Annotated in this window: 19 protein-coding genes; 11 read left to right on the top strand and 8 right to left on the bottom strand. The window is 64.6% G+C overall.

Features of this window, described 5'->3' with window-relative positions; translation table 11 throughout:
* From ACZLZY_RS24365 to paoC (ACZLZY_RS24330), 8 genes are all read left to right on the top strand, one after another.
* The coding region (locus tag ACZLZY_RS24365) for a zinc-binding dehydrogenase (protein ID WP_496253607.1) at nucleotides 1-355 on the top strand (355 nt) is incomplete at its 5' end.
* Nucleotides 356-613: 258 nt separating this feature from the next.
* Nucleotides 614-1,087 carry a cytochrome P460 family protein gene (locus ACZLZY_RS24360; protein ID WP_472934710.1) on the top strand — a complete coding sequence of 158 codons (474 nt, stop codon included), beginning with the start codon at nucleotides 614-616 and terminating at the stop codon, nucleotides 1,085-1,087.
* A gap of 74 nt (nucleotides 1,088-1,161) precedes the next feature.
* Nucleotides 1,162-1,821: a DUF4405 domain-containing protein gene (locus tag ACZLZY_RS24355; protein ID WP_472934711.1), complete on the top strand. Its 660-nt coding sequence runs from the start codon at nucleotides 1,162-1,164 to the stop codon at nucleotides 1,819-1,821.
* Between the two features lie 235 nt (nucleotides 1,822-2,056).
* Nucleotides 2,057-3,256 carry an MFS transporter gene (locus ACZLZY_RS24350; protein WP_472934712.1) on the top strand — a complete coding sequence of 400 codons (1,200 nt, stop codon included), beginning with the start codon at nucleotides 2,057-2,059 and terminating at the stop codon, nucleotides 3,254-3,256.
* Between the two features lie 261 nt (nucleotides 3,257-3,517).
* On the top strand, nucleotides 3,518-4,156 hold the full coding sequence (paoA, locus tag ACZLZY_RS24345; protein ID WP_472934713.1) for an aldehyde dehydrogenase iron-sulfur subunit PaoA: 639 nt from the start codon (nucleotides 3,518-3,520) through the stop codon (nucleotides 4,154-4,156).
* Nucleotides 4,153-5,103 (top strand): FAD binding domain-containing protein, encoded by a 951-nt coding sequence (locus tag ACZLZY_RS24340; RefSeq protein ID WP_472934714.1) that lies wholly within the window; start codon nucleotides 4,153-4,155, stop codon nucleotides 5,101-5,103. The genes paoA and ACZLZY_RS24340 overlap by 4 nt, the downstream gene beginning before the upstream one ends.
* A gap of 4 nt (nucleotides 5,104-5,107) precedes the next feature.
* Nucleotides 5,108-7,333, top strand: coding sequence for an aldehyde oxidoreductase molybdenum-binding subunit PaoC (gene paoC, locus ACZLZY_RS24335; protein ID WP_472934715.1), 2,226 nt, complete (start codon nucleotides 5,108-5,110; stop codon nucleotides 7,331-7,333).
* A 419-nt stretch (nucleotides 7,334-7,752) separates the two neighbouring features.
* A complete protein-coding gene (gene paoC / locus ACZLZY_RS24330; RefSeq protein ID WP_472934716.1) occupies nucleotides 7,753-9,963 on the top strand; it encodes an aldehyde oxidoreductase molybdenum-binding subunit PaoC in 2,211 nt (736 codons plus the stop codon).
* Between the two features lie 221 nt (nucleotides 9,964-10,184).
* On the opposite strand, the gene ACZLZY_RS24325 is transcribed toward paoC (ACZLZY_RS24330), so the two are convergent.
* The 4 genes from ACZLZY_RS24325 to ACZLZY_RS24310 form a co-directional block, all read right to left on the bottom strand.
* The gene (locus tag ACZLZY_RS24325; RefSeq protein WP_472934717.1) at nucleotides 10,185-11,495 is read right to left on the bottom strand and encodes an adenylate/guanylate cyclase domain-containing protein; all 1,311 of its coding nucleotides are present in this window, start codon (nucleotides 11,493-11,495) and stop codon (nucleotides 10,185-10,187) included.
* 176 nt (nucleotides 11,496-11,671) lie between these two features.
* On the bottom strand, nucleotides 11,672-12,082 hold the full coding sequence (locus tag ACZLZY_RS24320; RefSeq protein WP_472934718.1) for a cyclophilin-like fold protein: 411 nt from the start codon (nucleotides 12,080-12,082) through the stop codon (nucleotides 11,672-11,674).
* 48 nt (nucleotides 12,083-12,130) lie between these two features.
* Complete coding sequence (locus ACZLZY_RS24315; RefSeq protein WP_472934719.1) at nucleotides 12,131-12,886, bottom strand: glucose 1-dehydrogenase; 756 nt, start codon at nucleotides 12,884-12,886, stop codon at nucleotides 12,131-12,133.
* A 94-nt stretch (nucleotides 12,887-12,980) separates the two neighbouring features.
* Nucleotides 12,981-14,033 carry an alpha/beta hydrolase gene (locus ACZLZY_RS24310; protein ID WP_472934720.1) on the bottom strand — a complete coding sequence of 351 codons (1,053 nt, stop codon included), beginning with the start codon at nucleotides 14,031-14,033 and terminating at the stop codon, nucleotides 12,981-12,983.
* A gap of 132 nt (nucleotides 14,034-14,165) precedes the next feature.
* On the opposite strand from ACZLZY_RS24310, the gene ACZLZY_RS24305 reads away from it, so the two are divergent.
* A complete protein-coding gene (locus tag ACZLZY_RS24305) occupies nucleotides 14,166-15,056 on the top strand; it encodes a LysR family transcriptional regulator (RefSeq protein WP_472934721.1) in 891 nt (296 codons plus the stop codon).
* Between the two features lie 97 nt (nucleotides 15,057-15,153).
* On the opposite strand, the gene ACZLZY_RS24300 is transcribed toward ACZLZY_RS24305, so the two are convergent.
* The 3 genes from ACZLZY_RS24300 to ACZLZY_RS24290 form a co-directional block, all read right to left on the bottom strand.
* Nucleotides 15,154-16,743 (bottom strand): carboxylesterase/lipase family protein, encoded by a 1,590-nt coding sequence (locus ACZLZY_RS24300; protein ID WP_472934722.1) that lies wholly within the window; start codon nucleotides 16,741-16,743, stop codon nucleotides 15,154-15,156.
* Between the two features lie 150 nt (nucleotides 16,744-16,893).
* Nucleotides 16,894-17,358 (bottom strand): (R)-mandelonitrile lyase, encoded by a 465-nt coding sequence (locus ACZLZY_RS24295; protein ID WP_472934723.1) that lies wholly within the window; start codon nucleotides 17,356-17,358, stop codon nucleotides 16,894-16,896.
* Between the two features lie 61 nt (nucleotides 17,359-17,419).
* Nucleotides 17,420-18,214, bottom strand: coding sequence for a carboxymuconolactone decarboxylase family protein (locus tag ACZLZY_RS24290; RefSeq protein ID WP_472934739.1), 795 nt, complete (start codon nucleotides 18,212-18,214; stop codon nucleotides 17,420-17,422).
* 151 nt (nucleotides 18,215-18,365) lie between these two features.
* On the opposite strand from ACZLZY_RS24290, the gene ACZLZY_RS24285 reads away from it, so the two are divergent.
* On the top strand, nucleotides 18,366-19,262 hold the full coding sequence (locus ACZLZY_RS24285) for a LysR family transcriptional regulator (protein ID WP_472934724.1): 897 nt from the start codon (nucleotides 18,366-18,368) through the stop codon (nucleotides 19,260-19,262).
* Nucleotides 19,263-19,424: 162 nt separating this feature from the next.
* Here ACZLZY_RS24285 and ACZLZY_RS24280 read toward each other — a convergent pair whose 3' ends face one another.
* Nucleotides 19,425-20,333 (bottom strand): LysR family transcriptional regulator, encoded by a 909-nt coding sequence (locus tag ACZLZY_RS24280; protein ID WP_472934725.1) that lies wholly within the window; start codon nucleotides 20,331-20,333, stop codon nucleotides 19,425-19,427.
* A 149-nt stretch (nucleotides 20,334-20,482) separates the two neighbouring features.
* Here ACZLZY_RS24280 and ACZLZY_RS24275 point away from each other — a divergent pair, with 149 nt between their 5' ends.
* Nucleotides 20,483-20,686, top strand: coding sequence for a tautomerase family protein (locus ACZLZY_RS24275; RefSeq protein WP_472934726.1), 204 nt, complete (start codon nucleotides 20,483-20,485; stop codon nucleotides 20,684-20,686).
* Nucleotides 20,687-20,868 lie beyond the last annotated feature (182 nt).

The raw sequence follows: 20,868 nt of genomic DNA, 5'->3' as shown, positions 1-20,868 counted from the left end.
GTTCCCGGACGGCGTCGACAAGGTGCTGGAGCTCGTCGGGACAACCACGCTCCTCGACTCCCTAGCGTGCGTTAAGCGCCACGGGGCGGTCGGCATGAGCGGAATGGTCGGTGACCACTGGACGCTCGAAGCCTTCGAGCCGATGACGGCAATCCCGACGGCGGTCAGCTTGACCACCTACAGCGGCGGTGCCGAGGAGTTCATGGCAATGCCCCTTCAGAGGCTCGTCGACGAGGTCGAGAAGGGCAGGCTGCCTGTGAAGGTCGGCCACGTGTTCCGGTTCGACGAGATCGTCGAGGCGCACCGTTGCATGGAGGCCAATGAGGCGGGCGGAAAGATTGTCGTTCTGACCTGACGAAGCGAACGTCCGGAAGCGGTCGGACGGCTCTCGACCCTTCTTAGTCATCCAAAAGTCCATTCGGCTACCACGAAAGCAGACATGACCGTGGGTCGTTCTCAGCTTTCGGCACCTTCCGAGAAAGCAGTTCGACAGTCCACTCACTCATAAGCCCTAGTTATTGGTCTATGCCGCTTTAACCGCCTAATCCTAACTAACGCGCCCGCGTACCTTGGCATCGAGACACCTCGAACAACCAATGGAACGGACGGGTGCATGAGAAGCAAGAGTCAGCGAGCGGCGTGGACCGCGGCCATCGCTTTCGTCGCGATCGCCGTGGCGTCTTTCATGCTGCTGGGCGGAGCGAGCCTGCCCTCGGCGCATGCGGAAGAGAACGCCGTAACGTTTCCCCCGCTGGAGCAACTCGAGCATTATACGACGGTTCGCCGGGGCGTGACGCGCGAGCACATGCTCACCAACCGTGCGGCGCTCGACGCCATCAAGGGTGGGCAGTCTGTTCCGACCGGGACGCACGTCGTCCTCGTCGACTACCAGAGCGATGTCCTCGAGCGATACCTCGTCGCGCAGAAGACGGGCGACGGCATCGACGACTGGCAATACCAGTGGTTCCGCCCCGATGGATCGGTCAAGGCCGATGAGAACGTCGAGCGGTGCTACTCCTGCCATCAACGCAGCCGACAGGACCGCCAGTTCATGTTCACGTACTCCGACGCCGTGGAGTTCGAGTGATAGCCCTCCGCGGCCACCGTGGAAGGGGTCCGGTCTCCGCCGTCGTCGCCCAGCGCTTGGGACTTCCTGCTGCCATGGCAGCGGGGCTCCTCCTGTCGTTGGCGTACTGGTGGCTTGGGAACATCGCCCACGAACTATTCGGCACGGCCGTCTTCGCCCTGCTTGCCTTGCATCTTGTGGTGAACCGCCATTGGTTCGCGAACCTGGCGCACGGACGATACAACGGTCGTCGCGTCCTGAAGCTGATCCTGCATCTGGTGTTGGTGATCAACATGGCGGTGCTCCTCGTGACGAGCGTGGTTATCTCCAAGTCGGTGTTCGCCGCCTTGCCGATTCAAGACAGCATCTACCTGCGGGACATCCATTGGTTCGCGGCCTACTGGGTGATGGTCGTCGTCGGCGTTCATGTCGGGCTTCACTGGACGCGGGTGATGACCCTGGTCCGCAACACGCTCGGACTTGGTCCCACGAACGCCAAGCGCACCTCGGCACTTCGCCTGGTCACTGCGGTTCTCGGTGCCTTCGGCCTCTGGAGTTGGTCCGTGTTGGACGTGTGGGGCAAGCTCACCTTCACCTACAGTCTCGACTTCTGGGACTTCACGACCGCGGTCGCCCCGTTCTTCGGGCATTGGGCAGGCGTGGTTGCCCTGCCGGCGATCGCCGCGTTTTACGGGAGCTCTTTGACCGGACGGCCGAGGCTGGCTAGCTCAGGCAATGCCGCGATGGGTGGTTAGCAATGCCCCGGCTCGCGGATCACGGTCGCCGACCACGGTGCAACAGCGGCAGCAAGCGGGATACGATTGATAAGCTGCGTTTATCATAGCATGTCGATCTTCCAGGATAGTGCCACTCACCCCGGGGGCTTATCTCCAGCACTGACTTCGACGGGAAGGCCGGAGAAGTTGCCTGCCGAACGAGACGGTCGTCTGCCCGACGCGCAGGCGACCGCCGTCAAACTGAGAGACCCTCATGTCCATAGCCATCCGAACCGAGGCACCTGCCTCCGCCGGGCCCGCCGCCTGGGGCGCTGTCCTGTCGATGTCGCTCGGCGTCGTCGTCCTCATCGCATCCGAGTTCTTGCCCGTCAGCCTGCTGACCCCCATCGCGGAAACGTTGCGGATCACCGAGGGGCAGGCAGGGCAGGCGATCTCGATCTCGGGTGTCTTCGCCGTCCTGACCAGCCTGTTCGGTTCCGCCCTCGTTACACGCTACGATCGACGCGCCGTGACGCTCTTCTACACGTCGCTCCTGATCCTTTCCGGAGCGATCGTTGCGCTCGCCCCGACCTATCTGGTGATGATGGCCGGCCGCGCGCTGCTCGGGATCGCCATCGGAGGCTTCTGGTCCATGAGCACCGCGACCGTCATGCGCCTCGTGCCGAGTGACGCGGTGCCGAAGGCGCTTGCGATGCTGAACGGGGGAAACGCGCTCGCGGCCACGGTCGCCGCTCCGCTCGGAAGCTACCTCGGCAGCATCATCGGTTGGCGTGGCGCCTTCTTCGCGGTGGTGCCACTCGCAGTTCTCGCCATCGTCTGGCAGCTCCTGTCGATGCCCTCCATGCCGCCGGAGCCGGAGGCAAAGCCAGCGGGCAATGTCTTCCGCCTGCTGCGGCATCCGGCGGTCGCCTACGGCATGGCGGCCATCTTCCTGCTGTTCATGGGCCAGTTCGCCCTCTTCACCTACCTGCGCCCATTCCTCGAAACCGTCACCCGGGTCGACATATCGGTCCTGTCGCTCCTGCTGCTCGTCATCGGCCTAACTGGGCTCGTGGGCACGTCCTTGGTCGGTGCGCTCCTGAACTCGCGCCTGTTCTCCGTTCTCATCCTCATCCCGTTGGGGATGGCGGCGATCGCCGTCGCGCTGGTGCTGCTCGGCGCCTCCACCGTCGCCACGGGAATCCTTCTCGGTCTCTGGGGACTCATCAGCGTCCCGGCGCCCGTCGGCTGGGGCACGTGGCTCTCCCGGACGGTTCCGGAAGACGCGGACGCTGGCGGGGGCCTGATGGTCGCGGTGATCCAGCTCGCCATAACCCTCGGCGCCACGGCAGGCGGCGTGCTCTTCGATCACAGCGGCTACCGAAGCACCTTCATCCTCAGTGCCGTCCTTCTCTGCTGCTCTGCCGGAATGGCGGTCATGGCGCGGAAAGCCGGAAACGCGCAGAGCGCCTGAAGCTTGCGGACCGTCCCCAGTCTAGCGACACGAGCCGACGTGAGCTGTGACTGGCGCCTCCCAAAGCGGCTGTTTCCTCCCGCCCATTCATAACCGCCGCTCATAGGAGCATTCAGCTTTTGAGCGGTAATCAAACGCGCAGTTTAGATTAGTTTCAAACTGCATCGGGCTGCCCATGCCTCGTACGACGACATCGTCGGCCGGCCGAAACCATTCGGGACGGAGGGCGGTCCAACCGAACACTCAACCGGGGAAACCACGATGAGATCGACCGACCTTGAATTGAATCGTCGGGACTTGATGGTAGGCGCCTCCGCTGGCGCGGCGGCCTTGGTCGTCCCATCCTCTTCCTACGCGCAGGCACCTGTTGGCGGCGAGCTACCGTCCGTGACGTCTAAGGTTTCCTTCACCGTCAATGGCGAGCGGCGCGACCTCGACCTCGACCTGCGCACATCGCTCCTCGATGCACTGCGCGAGCACTTGCACCTGACCGGGACGAAGAAGGGCTGTGACCACGGTCAGTGCGGCGCCTGCACGGTGATGGTCAACGGAAGGCGCATCAATTCCTGCCTGACGCTCGCCGTCCTCCACGAGGGCGACGAGGTGACCACGATCGAGGGGCTCGGCACACCCGACAATCTCCATCCGATGCAGGACGCCTTCGTGAAGCACGACGGCTACCAGTGCGGCTATTGCACACCCGGCCAGATCGTCTCCGCGGTAGCGGTGCTGGCCGAGGTGAAGGCGGGCATTCCGAGCCATGTGACGGCCGATCTGACGTCCGCGCCCGAGGCGTCGAACGTCGAACTCCGCGAGCGCATGAGCGGCAACATCTGCCGCTGCGGCGCCTATTCCAACATCGCGGAAGCGATGACCGAAGTCGCCGGGAGGCCAGCATGAAGTCCTTCACGTTCGAACGGGCCACCTCGCCCGCAGAAGCTGCCAAAGCCGCCAGTGCCACCCCGGGCGCAAAGTTCATCGCGGGCGGCACCAACCTCCTCGACCTGATGAAGCTTCAGATCGAGACGCCCGCACACCTCATCGATGTGAACGGGCTCAAGCTCGACACGATCGAGGCGACGCCGGAGGGGGGGCTTCGCATTGGGGCACTCGTGCGCAACACGGATCTCGCTGCCGATGCGCGCGTGATGCGCGACTACGGCGTGCTGACGCGGGCGATCGTCGCCGGCGCCTCGGGCCAGCTCCGCAACCGCGCGACGACGGCGGGGAACCTGCTCCAACGTACGCGCTGCTCCTACTTCTACGACACCAACATGCCCTGCAACAAACGCAACCCGGGCTCCGGCTGCTCGGCGCTCGAAGGCTACTCGCGCCAGCTTGGTGTCGTGGGAGTGAGCGAGGCCTGCATCGCGACCAACCCTTCCGACATGAACGTCGCGCTGCGCGTGCTTGATGCCACCGTCGAGACGGTGAAGCCGGACGGCGCAACCCGCACCATCCCGATGGCCGACTTCCACCGCCTGCCCGGCGATACGCCGCACATCGAGACCGCGCTGGAAGCGGGAGAGTTCATCACCGCGGTGACGGTTCCAAAACCCCTCGGCGGCAGGCATATCTATCGCAAGGTCCGCGACCGCGCGTCCTATGCTTTCGCGCTGATCTCGGTCGCCGCCGTCGTCCAGCCGGACGGTACGGGCCGCTTTGCCGTCGGCGGCGTCGCCCCGAAGCCCTGGCGCGTTGCCGAAGCCGATGCAGCCTTCGCGAATGGCGCGAAGACGGCCGCGGGACGACTTCTGGCCGATGCTAGGCCCACGGAACACAACGCGTTCAAGGTCCCGCTGGTCGAGCGCACGATCGGCGCGGTGATGGCGCAGGCGAGGAGCTGATCCCATGAAGTTCGACAAAACCGCCGGCACCAATCCAATCGACCAGTTGAAGGTCGTCGGCCAGCCGCACGAGCGCATCGACGGTCGCCACAAGGTGACGGGCACCGCGCCGTATGCCTACGAGCGCCATGATGTCGGTCCTGATACCGCCTACGGCTATGTGGTGGGGAGCGCGATCGCCAAGGGCCGGGTTTCCGCCATGCAGCTTGACGATGCACGGCGCGCACCCGGCGTTCTCGCCATCGTCACGGCCGAGAGCGCCGGGCCGCTCGGCAAGGGCAAGTTCAACGTTGCCAAGCTTCTGGGTGGCCCAGAGATCCAGCACTACCACCAGGCTATCGCACTCGTCGTCGCGCGGACCTTTGAGGAGGCTAGGGCGGCAGCAGCCTTGGTGCGGGTCGACTACATCGGCGAGGATGGGCAGTTCGATCTCGAGGGATCGGCCAAGGACGCTTCGCTTGTCGTGCGCAGCGGTAGCGAGGGCAGCGCGACTCCGGGAGAGGACCGCCTCGGCAACTTCGACAAGGCCTTTGCCGATGCGCAGGTCAAGCTCGACGAAGAGTACACGACGCCGAGCCAAAGCCATTCCGCGATGGAGCCCCATGCCTCCATCGCGCGATGGGACGGGGACGAGCTGACCGTCTGGACGTCGAACCAGATGATCGACTGGAGCGTCACGGATCTCGCCACGACGCTGAACATGCCGAAGGACAAGGTTCGTTTGATCTCGCCCTTCATCGGCGGCGGTTTCGGCGGCAAGCTCTTCCTGCGCACGGACGCGGTACTGGCAGCACTTGGCGCCAAGGCGGCCAAGCGCCCGGTGAAGGTGGCGCTGACGCGTCCCATGATCCCCAACAACACGACGCACCGTTCCGCCACCATCCAGCGCATCCGGATCGGCGCCGGCGAGGACGGCCGCATCCTCGCGATCGGCCATGAGAGCGCGTCCGGCAACCTCACCGGCGGCGATCCCGAGGACGCCGTGGCGCAGACCAAGCTGCTCTACGCCGGCGCCCATCGTCTGGCATCCAACCGACTTGCCAAGATGGACCTTCCTGAAGCCAACGCCATGCGCGCCCCCGGGGAAGCGCCCGGCCTCATGGCGCTCGAGATCGCCATGGACGAGATGGCCGAGAAGCTCGGGATGGATCCGGTCGAGTTCCGGGCCCTCAACGACACGCAGGTAGATCCGATAAAGCCGGAGCGGCCCTTCTCGGAGCGCCAACTCGTGCAGTGCCTGCGTCAGGGTGCCGAGCGCTTCGGCTGGAACGCCCGTAACCCCCAGCCGGGCCAGGTCCGCGACGGGCAGTGGATGGTCGGCGTCGGCGTCGCTGCGGCCTTCCGCAACAACATGACGCTGCCTTCCGGTGCTCGGGTTCGCCTGGGGCAGGACGGTATCGTCACCGTCGAGACGGACATGACCGACATCGGTACAGGCTCCTACACGATCATCGCGCAGACGGCGGCCGAGATGATGGGGCTGCCTCTGTCCCGCGTCGCGGTTAATCTAGGCGACTCCAGCTTTCCCGTATCGGCGGGGTCCGGGGGCCAGTTCGGCGCCAACTCGTCCACGGCGGGCGTCTACGCCGCTTGCGTCAAGCTGCGGGAAGCAATCGCCGCCAAACTCGGCTTCAACTCGGCGGACGATCTGGTCTTCGCGGACGGCGAAGTGCGGTCCGGCAATCGTTCGGTCAGCCTGACGGATGCGGCGGCCGATGGCGAGCTGGTCGCGGAAGACACGATGGAATGGGATACCGCCTTCACCGACGCCGAGCAGCAATCGACGTTCGGTGCCCATTTCGTGGAAGTGGGAGTCGACGTGTCGACGGCGGAGGTGCGCGTGCGCCGGATGCTGTCCGTCTGCGCGGCCGGCCGCATCCTCAACCCGATGACGGCCCGCAGCCAGGTGATCGGCGCCATGACCATGGGCGTCGGTGGCGCGCTGATGGAAGAGCTCGCCTTAGACAAGCGGCATGGCTTCTTCGTCAACCACGACCTCGCGGGTTACGAGGTTCCTGTCCACGCGGACATCCCGCACCAGGAGGTGATCTTCCTCGACGAGACCGATCCGCGATCCTCGCCGATGAAGGCAAAGGGCATCGGTGAACTCGGCCTCTGCGGCGTCGGCGCGGCGGTCGCCAACGCGGTCTATAACGCCACGGGCATCCGTGTCCGATCCTACCCGATCACGCTGGACAAGCTGATCGAAGACCTCCCGGACGTAGCCTGAGGAATGACCGGCGCGCGCGGGACCTTCCTAGCGCGCCGTGACGCCAGGAGTTGGTCGGGCCCTCCGTAGTCGGGCCTGACGCAAAGTTGGTCGAGCTGTTGCTCGATCTCAGCAATGTGGACCGCATCGGTCCAGTCAGCCATCGGCACGTCCTCGAGGACGATCCACACCGCCTCCACGCCGCCGCCTATCGTCCATAGTGAGGCCTGCGTCGTTTTGCGGGCTACTGGCTGCCGCATCTTCTCGAGGTGCTGCCCGTCGAGTCCCATCAATATCGGTCATCTTGATGACAGGTGGCGGCAAACGTCGTCGAAAAGCGACTGCTTGCCCATGACAAGCGAACGGCAACAACGCGTTCAAGACTCCGCTGTTCGAGCCAATGCTCGGCGTGGTGGCGGGACAGGCTAGGAATCGATCCCATGAAGTTCGACACACCCGCGGAAACGAACCCAATCGACCAGATGAAGGTGGTTGGTCAGCCCGTCGACCGCATTGAAGGTCGATTGAAGACCACGGGGACCGCGACCTACGCCTACGAATGGAAGGACCTGCCCCAGGATGCCGCCTACGGCTTTATCCTTGGTTCGGCCATCGCCAAGGGCAGCATCGCCTCGATCGACACCACCGCGGCCATGGCGTCGCCCGGCGTGCTCGCGGTCGTGACGCATGAGAACGCCGGCCCATTGGGAAAGGGCGAGTTCTATGTCCAGCGGTTCCTCGCCGCTCCCGAGATCGACAACTACCACCAGGCCGTTGCCGTGGTGGTCGCCCGGACGTTCGAAGAGGCTCGCGCCGCCGCCCAGCTCGTTCGCGTTAAGTACACGAGGGAGCAGGGTTCGTTCGACCTCGCCGCGCAGGTGGAGACCGCGCCGGTCGCGGAGAAGGCGCAGTTCGGCGGACCGCCTGAGACCTCGGTCGGCGATTTTGACGAAGCCTTCGCCGCCGCGCCCGTCAAGGTGGACGAAACCTATGAGACGCCCGACCAAGCCCACGCCATGATGGAGCCCCACGCGACGATCGCGTGGTGGGACGGCGACCGGCTGACCTGCCGCACTTCCATCCAGCAGATGAACTGGGGGCTGCGCGATCTCGCCAAGACGCTCGGCATCCCGAAGGAGAACATCCATCTGCAATCGCCGTTCATCGGCGGCGGTTTTGGCGGAAAGGGCACCGTTCAGTCCGATCTCGTTCTGGCGGCGTTGGCGGCCAGGGCGGCGCGGCGTCCAGTCAAGGTCACGCTTCAGCGCCCCTTGATGTTTAACAACACCATCCACCGCCCGGCGACGATCCAGCGCATCCGGATCGGCGCGGAACGCGACGGCACCATTACGGCCATCGGACATGAGAACTGGAGCGGCAACCAGCCGGGTGGCCGGACCGAGCCCTCGACCCTCTCGACACGTTCGATCTATGCCGGCGCGAACCGGATGACGCGAAACCGCCTCGCCGTGCTCGACCTTGCCGAAGGCAACGCCATGCGGGCGCCCGGCGAGGCGCCCGGCCTGATGGCGCTGGAGATCGCCATGGACGAGATGGCCGAGAAGCTTGGAATGGACCCTGTCCAATTTCGCATACTCAACGACACGCAGGCCGATCCCGAAAACCCCAAGCGACCCTTCTCCGTCCGCAACTTCGTCGAATGCCTGCGAAAGGGCGCTGAGCACTTCGACTGGGACAGTCGCAAGCCGATGCCTGCCATCGTCCGCGACGGGCAATGGCTTGTCGGGATGGGCATGGCGGGGGCAATCCGCGGCGGCCCGATCAGCAAGTCCGGAGCCAGGGTTCGGCTTGATGGGGATGGCTTGGTGACGGTCGAGACCGACATGACCGACATCGGGACTGGATCCTACACGATCGTCGCGCAGACGGCTGCTGAGATGATGGGTGTGCCGCTATCGATGGTGGCTATCAGGCTCGGCGATTCCAGCTTTCCCGAAACGCCGGGTTCCGGAGGACAGCAGGGAGCAGCTTCAGTCACGGCAGGCGTCTACGCCGCCTGCGTGAGGCTGCGGGAAGCCGTGGCGCAACGGCTCGGCTTCAACTCGGCCGATGCGGCGTTTGCCGACGGCAACGTCAGCTCGGGCAACCGCGCGGTGCCGCTTGGACAGGCCGCCGAGGCCGGCGAAATCGTTGTCGAGGGTACGATGGAGTTCGGCAACCTTTCGAAGGAGTACGCGCAGCAGACCTTCGGCGCCCATTTCGCCGAGGTCGGGGTCGACGCCGACACAGGCGAGATCCGCGTCCGCCGCATGCTCGCGGTCTGCGCCGCGGGCCGGATCCTCAATCCCAAGACGGCGCGCAGCCAAGTGATCGGCGGCATGGTGATGGGCGTCGGCGCCGCTCTGATGGAAGAGATGGCGGTCGACAAGCGGATCGGCTTCTTCGTGAACCACGACCTCGCCGGCTACGAGGTCCCGGTCCATGCCGACATCCCGCATCTTGATGCCTTCTTTGTAGAGGAGGTCGATCCGACGATATCGCCGCTCAAGGCCAAGGGCGTCGGCGAACTGGGCCTGACCGGCGTCGCGCCAGCGATCGCCAACGCGATCTACAACGCTACGGGCATCCGTGTTCGGTCCTACCCGATCACCCTGGACAAGCTGATCGGGAGCCTCCCAGACGTGGCCTGAGGATGGGAGACACGCGGGATTGACCGCGTGCGCCTTTACGCCGAATGCTGATCAGGTCGCGCATGGCCAGCCTGGTGTGAAGATGGTCGAGCCGTGTCTCGCTTTCAGGTATGCAAACCGCGTCGTTCCAACCAGCCATCGGCACGTCCTCGAGGGCAACCGATACAGTCTCCGCCACAGCCGATCAGCGAGGTGAACGTGTCCGCTAGCTTCTGCGGCAGTTATTGGAAACTGAATATCTCAGTTGCAGCGGACAGATTGCGGATCTCGACCTCTCCCAGACTTTGCAAGCGGTGGTCTTTGACAGCCCTGCTGACGGTACCTCCCGCTATGAGGCATCTCGTACCTTTCATCTTGTTCAGCTCTTGCAGCCTCTGGGACAGGTTCACCGCATCTCCGTAGAGTGTGTAGACCTGCCGTTCATCTGCGCCGACCGTCCCGGCCGCCACGCTGCCTGTGGCGATGCCGATCCGGAGGCGGATCGCGACGCCGTCGAACCGACGCTCCTCCACCATCGCCAGTATCTCCCGCGACGCGTCGATCGCCTTGTCCGCGTGGTTCTCGGTTGGAAGCGGGGCGTTGAAGGACGCGATGACGGCGTCGCCCACATAGTTGATGACGACACCGTCGTGTCGGTCGACGATGCCCGTGACCGCGGTGAACAGCTCGTTCAGGAGAGAGACGATCTGCACGGGAGGCATTGTCTCCGACAGTCGCGTGAAGCCCTCTATGTCCGCGAACAGCAGGGTCGTTTCCCTTGTCTGCGGAACGAGATGGCCTTCGTCGAGCAGTTCCCGCAGCACGGGCGCGGGAACGTAGCGTTGGAAGAGATTGCGGACATGGCGATGGCTGGCATCGGCGTTCGCATGATCCTTCACGACCCCCCTTGCGCGATGGACGGCTAGAGCAGCCGTGGCGGTCATCAAGGCGATGATGAGGGCCTCCTGCATCCTCGATGCAAGGCCGATGAAGTTTGGGCTAAGCACGATCTGGAAGTAGATGTCGCGCGTCGGTGCGATCGGCAGGTCGCTGTAGGTCAGAACCTGCTCCATCCCATGCACGATCCATCCGGTCGCGAAGAGGAGGCCGCAGACGGCCCAGGCTCCCGTCCAGAGGACAAGGGTCGGTGACAGCGTCAGGGCGGATGCGGCGACGACCAGATAATAGTGCTGGGTGGAACTGGTCAGGAACACGAGGTTCTGGGGAATGTCGTCGCCGCTGCTCAGCGGAACAAACGCCAGGAGACAGGTCACCGCGCTTGCATCGAACGCGAAGAGCGCAAACCTCGTCGCCATTTCACAGCGTGTGCCGACTGCCAGGAGCGAGGCGAGCCCGCCGACCGCGATCATCGTCGTGGAAAATGCCACGGCGACGTTGATCGGAAAGTAGAACGCGAACAGAGAGGCCAGAGCGATCGCCATTATGGCGATCGTCCGGCCGATGACGGCAATCCTGAAGCCGTTGCGCTCAGCCTTGATTAGGGCGACCGAAACCGTATTGATCTGACGATCGTGCCTGGAGACATTGGCCAATGCGGCATCCTCGTCGTTTCGCTTCGGTCTGCTCGCAGACGAGACCTAATCCCCGCCGCAATGCCGCGATCAGGTGAACGACTTCGACTTGGCGGAGCTGGTATCCGTCAAGTCGACGCTCAGCGGCCAGAGGCTACATCATGTTCTGACGACCGTCTCCAATGGCTAAACGCCAGTTACGGTGTCAGCGGCTTCAACTGGACAGTGATCTCGCCCGGTCGATCGAAGATCGAGACGTCTCCGGTGACCTTGCCGAGGATCACGATGCCCGGCAGGGGAACGCGGCCGTCCCGGTAGTAGATTACGAAATCGCTCGATCCCCAGAGCCCGAGCGTTCCGGCAGAGAAGTCGCGCTGGCGCGCGCCTTCCGGAAGCGGTGACGGCAGGTCGCCCGTCTTCTCCTGACGAAGGTGATCGCTCATCTCGATCGTCAGCGGCAGCATTCCCGCCAGCGAGCGAGCGGCGTCGTTGTCGGCCAGTTCGGCCGTCACGTTGCCCCACTGCGAGGTGATCTGAATGAGTTGCTGGGCCATGGCGGGTTCCGTGATGAACAGAGCGAGGAGGGCGGCGGCGTAACGTCTGCGCATGGTGAGATTCCTTTCCAAAATCCTCTGAGGCCTTCGGGCTTCGAACGGTCAGAGCGACCAACCACCGTCAACGGCGATCGATGCCCCTGTCACGAAGGCGCCGAGGTCCGAGGACATCCACAGGACAGCCTCCGCGATCTCTTCCGGCTTTCCCAGCCGACCGACGGGTTCGAGATCGATCGACTTCTGGATGTCTCCGTCGGTAAAGCGCTCCATCATCGGCGTGGCGATGTTGCCGGGCAGGACGCAGTTCACCCGGATGTTCAGCTTGGCGTAGTCGAGCGCGGCAGACTTCGTCATGCCGATCATCGCGTGCTTGGAAGCCGAGTAGGAGGCACCGCCCGCGACGCCACGCACGCCCGCGCCCGACGAGGTGTTGACCACCACCCCGCCGCCCTGTCGCAGCATCTGGGCAATCTCGTGCTTCATGCACACGAAGGTGCCGCGCAGGTTGATGCCGAGGATGCGGTCCCAGTCCTCGAGCTCAATCTCATGGAGCGGAGCAGCCTCGTTCTCGACGCCCGCATTGTTGAAGGCGCAGTCGAGCCGTCCGAACCGCTCGACGACGCGTGCGACAGCGGCCTCGACTTCCTGCGGCCGGGAGACGTCGCAGGCGAGGACGAGTATCTCACCGCCGGCGTTCGCGATGGCGTCGGCGGTGTCGCGCAGGGAGTCCTCGCTGAGATCGAGGATGGCAACCTTTGCTCCCTCTACGGCGAAGGCGAGAGCGGTGGCGCGACCGATGCCATTGGCCGCCCCCGTGACCAAGGCGACCTTGCCGACGAAACGGCTGGGATTGGACATGGTGTTTCCTGTGGGATCGTGGGTTGGCGTGACGCGCCATCGTGTGTCGGCGCGTCATTGGCAGACGGATACGAGACCCGTCCCTGTTCGAAGGTCAGCTAAGGTTGCCGCGGAAGAACTCGGTCAGCTTGTCGAAGGGGATGAGCCCCGTGCGGTCGTAGAGGTCGACATGGCCGGCCCCCGGGATGATGACCAGTTCCTTCGGCTCGGCTGCGAGCTGGTAGGCGTCCTCGCTGAACTCGATCGAGTGCGCCTCGCTCCCGGCGATGAACAAGACCGGGCGTGGCGAGATCGTCTCGATCGCGGCGAAGGGATAAAAGTTCATGAAGGCGGCGTTGCTCGAAAGGGTGGGCTGGGTAGTCGGCACGCTTGGCTGGCCGGGCGGCGTGAACTCGCCACGCGAGGTGCGGTAGAAGTCATAGAACTCGCGCTGGATGGGATGGGCGTCCGCTGTCAGTTCGGTGACCGTCCCGCCCGTGTAGGCGACGGGCACCCCCGTGAACTCGGCCATCCGCTGCTCCGCCGCAGCCGCGATACCTGCCGTGCGCTGCTCCAGCGTCACCCCGTTGCGCAGGCCATCGCGGTTGGCGGCGCCCATATCGTACATGCTGACCGTCGCGATCGCCTTCATCCGCGGGTCGATCTGGGCGGCGCTCAGCGCGAAGCTGCCGCTGCCACAGATGCCGAGTACGCCGATGTTGCCGGCATTCACGAAAGCCTGCGTGGACAGGAAGTCCACGGCGGCGCTGAAGGCGTCGGCGTAGAGTTCGGGCGCGACGGTGTTGCGCGGCTGGCCCTCGCTCTCGCCCCAGAACGGCAGGTCGAAGGACAGGGTGACGAAGCCCTGCTCGGCGAGCTTCTGAGCATAGAGGTTGGAGCTCTGCTCCTTCACGGCGCCCATCGGATGGCCGACGACGATCGCCGATGCCTGGGTGCTGCGGTCGAGGGCCTTCGGCACGAAGAGGTTGCCGACGACGTTCATGCCGATCTTGTTGCGGAAGGAGACCTTCTGCACGTCGACGGTATTGCTCTTGTAGAAGTTGTCCGCGCCGTTGGACATGTCCTGGGCGAAGGCGTGGCGATCGGGCAGCATCACGACGGATGCCGAGGCGAGGAGCATGGAGAGCGAGAGGATCGTGGCGTGCACGGGTCTTCCTGGCGTGGTTGGCGATGATGTTGGCCAACCTGCGGGCTGGCGTTCGATCAAGAACTAGTGCCTGTACGCGGCCCCCATTAGACGCTAGATCTCGCATAGAGCTATAAGCAGGGGTTATCAGTCTTGCGGGAGAACGTCGGCGATCTCGTCGCCTTCCTAGCTGTAGCCAGGGCCGGCAGCTTCACCCGGGCCGCCAAGGAACTGGGCGTCTCGCAGCCGGCCCTCAGCCATACGATGCGGGAGCTCGAAGCCAGGCTCGGCGTGCGCCTGTTGAACAGGACAACGCGCAGCGTTTCGACGACCGAGGCGGGAGAACGCCTCCTCAGGACCATCTCGCCCCACTTCGACGGGATCGAAGCAGGTCTTTCCGCCCTGACGGACGTCCGAGACAAGCCCGCGGGTACGGTGCGCATCACCGTGGGCGACACGCCCGCCGAAGGAATCATCCTTCCGGCGATCGCTAAGCTCCTCCCGGACTATCCGGACCTACGCGTGGAGATCAGCGTCAACGCCGGCTTCGTCGACATCGTAGCCGAGCGCTTCGACGCCGGCGTGCGCCTCGGCGAGACGGTCGCCCAGGACATGGTGGCGGCCCGCATCGGCCCTGACACACGGATGGCGATCGTCGGATCGCCTAGCTACTTCCGGTCCCGCAAGCCCCCCGTCACCCCGCACGATCTGGCTGAGCACAACTGCATCAACCTACGTTACACGGCAAACAGCGGATGGGCGGTCTGGGAGTTCGAGAAGGCGGGACGTGCCGTGAACGTGCGCGTGGAGGGCCAGCTCCTGGTCAACTCCAACACCCTGGCTCGCTTGGGATCGTTGGACGGAATGGGCCTGGCCTATCTTCCCGAGGAGTACGTCGAGCCTTTCGTAAGCTCCGGAGCGCTGGTCAGTGTCCTTCAGGATTGGTGCGATCCGTTCCCGGGGTACTTTCTCTACTATCCTAGCCGTCGCCAACCGTCGGCCGCGTTTTCGCTCGTTCTCGAAGCGCTCCGGCATAGAGGTTGAGCGGGTTACTGGTCGAACCGGAGCGTGCGACGGCATTCCGGTTGCGCGGTTAGATAGTGGACTGCCGGCACCTCTGTGTCGCATCCCGAGGCGGACATCAATAAGTGCCCGTCCGGTCCCAGAATTCGCAGTGATGTGCGTTGGCGAAGCGTCCCAATACCAGCCTCGAAGCCGGGAGCGCGAAGGTCATGACATTCTCGCGAGCAGGATCAAACTTAGGCCACTCCGTCTCCTGCGACGGCAGTTTAGCGACGTTCGCGAAATAGCCGACCATCTCGTCGGATAGCTTCTCCTGCAACGGGTTCAACTTGACCTGGGCATATCCGCCGCCGCGAAAGCCCGTGAAGACGTAGGGCAGCTCGTAGGTATGCGCTGCAAGGAGCGGGAACGTCGTCGGCCCGACATAGGACGGTGCGGTGCGGTCGCCGAACTCGTAGGCATAGACCGGGATCTTGTCGGCCAACGCCCGGCTCATCGCCAATCCGGTACACGCGAACATGCTGTCCGTGCTCGCCGCGGCGAACGCCTCGCTCGGACTGTCGTAGTCGTGGAGGGGATACTCCTCGAGTACCCTTGGCGCGAGGGCGGCGTATTGGCGCCCGATCCAGACGGGGTAGTCCTCGTCCGTCAGCGCTTTCCCGGTCGCGAGCTCGGGAAGGGCGACAAAGAAGCGACCCTCGTCCCGCGTCGACCCGTGCACGAGGGTCACGCGGTTGATCTCGCCGGAACGGTAGGCGTCGGCGGGATGGATCGGAAGCACCCTGCCGTCGATGATAAACTCGTTGAGCAGGAAAGGCGTCTGGGCGTCGAGGACCCGCTTGGTGGACAGGCCGCGCAGGCAGTCGGCCCCTCCGGAGGCGCACCCGGTGGCCTCGGCAAAGGCGGTGCCGACGTCTCGCGCCACGTCGAGCGGCCGCGGCGCACCGAACGCGGGATGGCGTGTCATTACGCCGGCGCCGCTCATGGCGACCACGTGCTGGAACAGGCCCGCCGACGATGGCGACGCGATGTGCGCCATAACGCTGTTTCCCCCCGAGGATTCACCCGAGATCGTGACGTTCGCAGGGTCGCCACCGAACCGGGCGATGTTCTGCTGCACCCACCGAAGCGCGGCCTGCTGGTCCATCAGGCCGTAGTTTGCGAAGTCGTGTCCTTCGCCGTCGAGATCGGGGTGCGACAGGAAGCCGAAGGTGCCAAGCCGATAATTGAGCGTGACGACGACCGCCTTGCCCTCGGTGGTCAGCTTTGTCGTGTCGTAGTGGCCGCCGTCGCCCACCTGCAAGGCGCCACCATGGATCCACACGAACACCGGAAGGTCTTGACCCGACGCCGCGGCCTGCGCGCTCCGGTAAACGTTGAGGTAGAGGCAGTCCTCGCTGCCGCCGGCGCGCGCGAATATGCCGAGATCGGCGTTTTGAGCGCATGCGCTGGACGGCGCGTTAGCCTTCATAGGCACCGTCCATGCCGTGACGGGCTCGGGCGGGCGCCAGCGGAGCGGTCCGACAGGTGGCGCGGCGTAGGGTATGCCAAGCCAGGACTCGATGCCGTCGGTCGCCGTGCCGACGACAGGGCCACCCGCAGTGGTCACCTCAAGGGGTGCTTGAGCCTGGACGGGCGAGGACACCGTCAGAAGGGCGGCGACCGCAATGGATGTCAGCGCATCGCGCAGGCGGAAATCATTTCTCATGGGATTTTCCTGAGCCGCTGAGCCCCATGCTGCCGTCCCCGATCGAAGGGGGACGGCAGCATGGGGCCCGGGCCGATGGCCGAGAAAGACGAGAAGAACTACGCTGCGGCGAGGAGCCGGATCGAGCTGGCCGGCTCCGCGCATGGTGCGTCAGCGGGCGGCGTATTCTTCGTCGGTCACAAGCTCCATCCAGTTGGCGTTCTTGCCGTCTTGGATGTACGTGACGGCGACGTGGCTCATGGCGTTCGTGTCGGTTCCGCCATGCCAGTGCTTGATCCCCGCCGGGATCCACACGACGTCGCCGGGCTTGATGTCCTGGCGCGGCTGGCCATCCCGCTGGACCCATCCCTTGCCCGAGGTGACGATCAGCATCTGCCCAACTGGATGGCTATGCCACGCGGTGCGGGCGCCGGGAGCGAAGTTCACCAGCCCGGACGACGCGGGCGTCTCGACGCCCGACGGCACGAGCAGGTCGACGACCACTTGGCCGGAGAAGTTCTTGGGATCGGCGATCATCGACGGGGCAGAGCCACTCGGGAAAACCCGGATCTCCTGTGCGGTGGCCGAGGTGGCACTTGCGACGGCAATCGTGGCGGCGATGAGCGTGTTTTTCATGGTGGTACCTTTAAGTTAAGGGACAAAACGGCCATGGGCCGTGGCTGATTGCGGGCTGCGTTCACTCAGGTCGGCTTTCGAGCACGTCCTTGACGACGGGACCGGCGGAGAAGGCGTTTGGCCAGCCCGCGTAGAAGGCGACTTGGGTAACAACCTCGCCCGCCTGGTCCTTCGTCAGGCCATTGTCCAAGGCGCGGTTCAGGTGGCCCGGGAGCTGTGCGACCTGACCGTTGGCCATCAGCGACGTGATGGTGACGAGGCTGCGGTCACGCGGGGAAAGATCGGGGCGCAGCCAAACGTCTTGGAAGAGTGGGTCAGTGGTGTACTGGGCAAGGCCCGGGGACGCGGTCCCGACAAGACCTTCGACGCTGGTGACGCGTTTAACCTCCGCCTGCATGTCGATGGGGCGAAGCTCCGGCGAGGCGGGCGGCAACTGATCGCCTCCAATGCCGCGGGCGGCGAAGACGTCCTTGGCGATGGATACTGCGGACATGGCGCTCGACCAACCCGAGTAGAAGGCGAGATGGGTGATCGCCTCGGACAGTTCGCGAGGTGTCACGCCGCTGTCGAGGGCGACGTCCATATAGTGGGCGATGTCCACTGTCTGGTTGCGTGCAATCAGTACCGTGACGGTAACGAGGCTTCTGTCACGCAAAGATAGCTGCGGGCGCTCCCAGAGGCTGGCGGCGATTTCCTGCTGCCCATAGCGGGCTAGAGCCGGAGCGACCGCCTGAATGTCGGCAGAGGAAAGGGCCGAGGGCTCTCTAAGGGGGCTAGCGGGGGTGGCGGTTTCCTGGGCCATTGCCGAAGTTCCTATCGTGAGGGCAAGGAGCGAGGCGGACAGCAGCTTCATCAGTTCGGTCCCCTTCTGTGGTGGGTGGACGGTGGTTCGCGGGCGATCACAAGGAATGGCTTCAGAGGTTGCCGCCGCGTCTCGGTCAAAACATAAGCCAGGGAGGGGCTCAGGATTAGACAACCCAATCCGCACGAGGCTATAGATGCCATCTATGAATGGCCGCGACGACCTGAGTGACCTGAAGGCCTTCCTCGCAGTGGCGGAGGAGCGCAGTTTCACGCGCGCGGCGGCCAAGCTCGGCGTCTCGCAGCCGACCCTCAGCTACACAGTCCGCCAGCTCGAGACACGGCTCGGCGTTCGCCTCCTCGCCCGCACCACCCGCAGCGTCTCGCCGACCGAAGCGGGCGAGCGCCTGCTTCGGACCGTGGGCCCCTTGTTCGAAGGCATCGTCGCAGGGATGAATGCCCTTAGCGACTATCGTGACAAGCCGGCGGGCACGATCCGCATCAACGCCGACGAGCACGCGGTCAACACCATCCTCTCGCCCGCGCTCGAACAAATCCTGCCTGAGTACCCGGACATCAAGGTCGAGGTCACCGTTGACTACGGCTTGACGGACATCGTCGCGGATCGCTTCGACGCGGGCATCCGTCTCGGGGAGCAGGTGGCGAAGGACATGATCGCGGTGCCGGTCGGGCCCGAGATGTGCATGGTGGTGGTGGGCGCGCCGTCATACTTCGCCCGGTGCCCAAAGCCGACGAAGCCGCAGGACCTCCTCAGTCACAACTGCATCAACCTGCGCCTGCCGACCTACGGCGGCTTGTACGCATGGGAGTTCGAGAGAGACGGGCGTGAACTGAAGGTGCGGGTCGACGGGCAGCTCGTCTTCAACAGCTCCGGGCCGATCATGGACGCCGCCTTGGCAGGGCTTGGCGTTGCGTACCTTCCCGAGGAGCAGGCACGTTCATGCATCCGCGAGGGCCAACTGGTTCAAGTGCTGAGCAATTGGTGCCCCCCATTTCAAGGCTACCACCTCTACTACCCAAGCCGCCGGCAGTCCTCGCCGGCCTTCAACGTCTTCGTCGAGGCGCTGCGCTATCGTAGATGAGGGAAACCACTGATTGTCGTCCGCCCATCGGTTGGATCGTCGAGCTCGGTTATGGTCTGCTTCCCGCATGCGGCGTCCAGAAGCTGACTTTCGCCTTTCCACCCAAGTCGGAAATGATTTCCAATCCCAGCGAAGCGATGCTGGCGTCGTATCTAAAATCCGTCAGCCTAATGACCCTCGGCTCGCCGCGGCAACAAGGCAATCGACGACGTAGCGAACACGTGGGCTGAGGTGCGCCTGTCGCGGCCAGAGTGCATGCACCTCGACGGGAACGGTCGAGAAGATCTCGAGCAACGGCACGAGCGCGCCGGTGTCCACGTGGCGCCGGACCAGCGAGGCCGGGAGCTGACAGATGCCGAGCCCGCCGACCGCCGCGTCGACCATGGCCTCGCCGTCGCTGACCTGGTGAGTGGCGGGAGGTGACAGGCGCTTCACTGCGCCGTCCTCGCGAACCACCCAGGCTAGTGGCGGACCCTTGGGCGAGCCGACAATGCAGCGGTGGCCGCGAAGGTCTGCCAATGCCTCCGGACGTCCGTGCGTCTCAATGTAGCCGGGAGACGCGCAGATCACCCGATCCTGGTCGGCGAGATGCCGCGCGATGAGGTGACTTGAGTCTCGCAGGGCGCCGAAGCGGATCATGAGGTCCACGTCGTCTTGGAACGGATCCGTCAAGGCATCGGTGAAATTGAGACTAAGCGTGAGCTCCGGATGCGGCCGCACGATCTCGATCAGAAGGGGCAGGAGAACGCGCCTTCCGAAGGCGACTGGCATGTCGATGCGGATCCGGCCGGTGAGGATCCGGTTCGCGGAAGTGAGGGCTGCTTCGGCAGCGGCGATCTCGTCGAGGGCGGAGGCGCACGCGGCTAGGTAGGCCTCGCCGTCGACGGTGAGCTTGTTGTTCCGCGTGGTCCGATGAAAGAGCTTCAGTCCGAGACGCGCCTCGAGGCGGGCGATGGTCTTGCCGACCGCGGACTTGGTGATGCCGAGGCGCTCGGCGGCCCCCGTGAAACTTCCCGCCCGGGCCGCCGCCACGAAGACGGCGATACCCGACAGCGGATCGATCTCGTTCATAAAGGCTCCCATGGGTATCCTCTGGCGCTACTCACATCGGATCAGCGACGGCTTTAAGCGCCGTGAGGATACCGTACATTGCGGTTGCCTGTCTCGGGCCTTCGGCGTTCGCCGACGGAGAGCGGTGGAACATTCATGGAGACGGGATCATGCCGGTCGTACGGGTAAGCTGGTTCGAAGGTAAGGACCACGGTCAGAAGCAGAAGGTCGCCGCCGAGATCACGGAGAGCATCGTCCGCAACACAGGGACTGACGCCGCCTACATCTACGTCATCTTCGACGACGTCGCGCTGAGCGATTGGGCTGGCGCCGGCAAGCTGTTCGGCGAACCTGCCGCGGCACCGAGCACTTAAGAACGAAGCGGGCTTTGTCCGCATGACCCTGAAGGAAGTCGCGAGGGTCCGCAGGCCCTCGCCATGCTTCCACAAGGCGGCAGCCCGCATCGCCCGCCGCCCGCTTCACGTGAGAGGACAAGGCCGATGAAGATCCCGACCCTTCTGGCGATGGCGCTTTCGTTGGGCGCAGCGTTCCCGGG

Source organism: Mesocryomonas lacus (assembly GCF_055730135.2).
Note: the sequence above shows the minus strand (reverse complement) of the source record. Positions and strands in the feature narration are given on the sequence as shown.

Excerpts from the sequence above, each read along its gene's own strand:
- ACZLZY_RS24360 (WP_472934710.1), top strand. The coding sequence starts at position 614 with ATGAGAAGCAAGAGTCAGCGAGCGGCGTGGACCGCGGCCATCGCTTTC.
- ACZLZY_RS24355 (WP_472934711.1), top strand. The coding sequence starts at position 1,162 with ATGGCAGCGGGGCTCCTCCTGTCGTTGGCGTACTGGTGGCTTGGGAAC.
- ACZLZY_RS24350 (WP_472934712.1), top strand. The coding sequence starts at position 2,057 with ATGTCCATAGCCATCCGAACCGAGGCACCTGCCTCCGCCGGGCCCGCC.
- paoA (WP_472934713.1), top strand. The coding sequence starts at position 3,518 with ATGAGATCGACCGACCTTGAATTGAATCGTCGGGACTTGATGGTAGGC.
- ACZLZY_RS24340 (WP_472934714.1), top strand. The coding sequence starts at position 4,153 with ATGAAGTCCTTCACGTTCGAACGGGCCACCTCGCCCGCAGAAGCTGCC.
- paoC (WP_472934715.1), top strand. The coding sequence starts at position 5,108 with ATGAAGTTCGACAAAACCGCCGGCACCAATCCAATCGACCAGTTGAAG.
- paoC (WP_472934716.1), top strand. The coding sequence starts at position 7,753 with ATGAAGTTCGACACACCCGCGGAAACGAACCCAATCGACCAGATGAAG.
- ACZLZY_RS24320 (WP_472934718.1), bottom strand. The coding sequence starts at position 12,082 with ATGCGCAGACGTTACGCCGCCGCCCTCCTCGCTCTGTTCATCACGGAA.
- ACZLZY_RS24315 (WP_472934719.1), bottom strand. The coding sequence starts at position 12,886 with ATGTCCAATCCCAGCCGTTTCGTCGGCAAGGTCGCCTTGGTCACGGGG.
- ACZLZY_RS24300 (WP_472934722.1), bottom strand. The coding sequence starts at position 16,743 with ATGAGAAATGATTTCCGCCTGCGCGATGCGCTGACATCCATTGCGGTC.
- ACZLZY_RS24295 (WP_472934723.1), bottom strand. The coding sequence starts at position 17,358 with ATGAAAAACACGCTCATCGCCGCCACGATTGCCGTCGCAAGTGCCACC.
- ACZLZY_RS24285 (WP_472934724.1), top strand. The coding sequence starts at position 18,366 with ATGAATGGCCGCGACGACCTGAGTGACCTGAAGGCCTTCCTCGCAGTG.
- ACZLZY_RS24280 (WP_472934725.1), bottom strand. The coding sequence starts at position 20,333 with ATGAACGAGATCGATCCGCTGTCGGGTATCGCCGTCTTCGTGGCGGCG.
- ACZLZY_RS24275 (WP_472934726.1), top strand. The coding sequence starts at position 20,483 with ATGCCGGTCGTACGGGTAAGCTGGTTCGAAGGTAAGGACCACGGTCAG.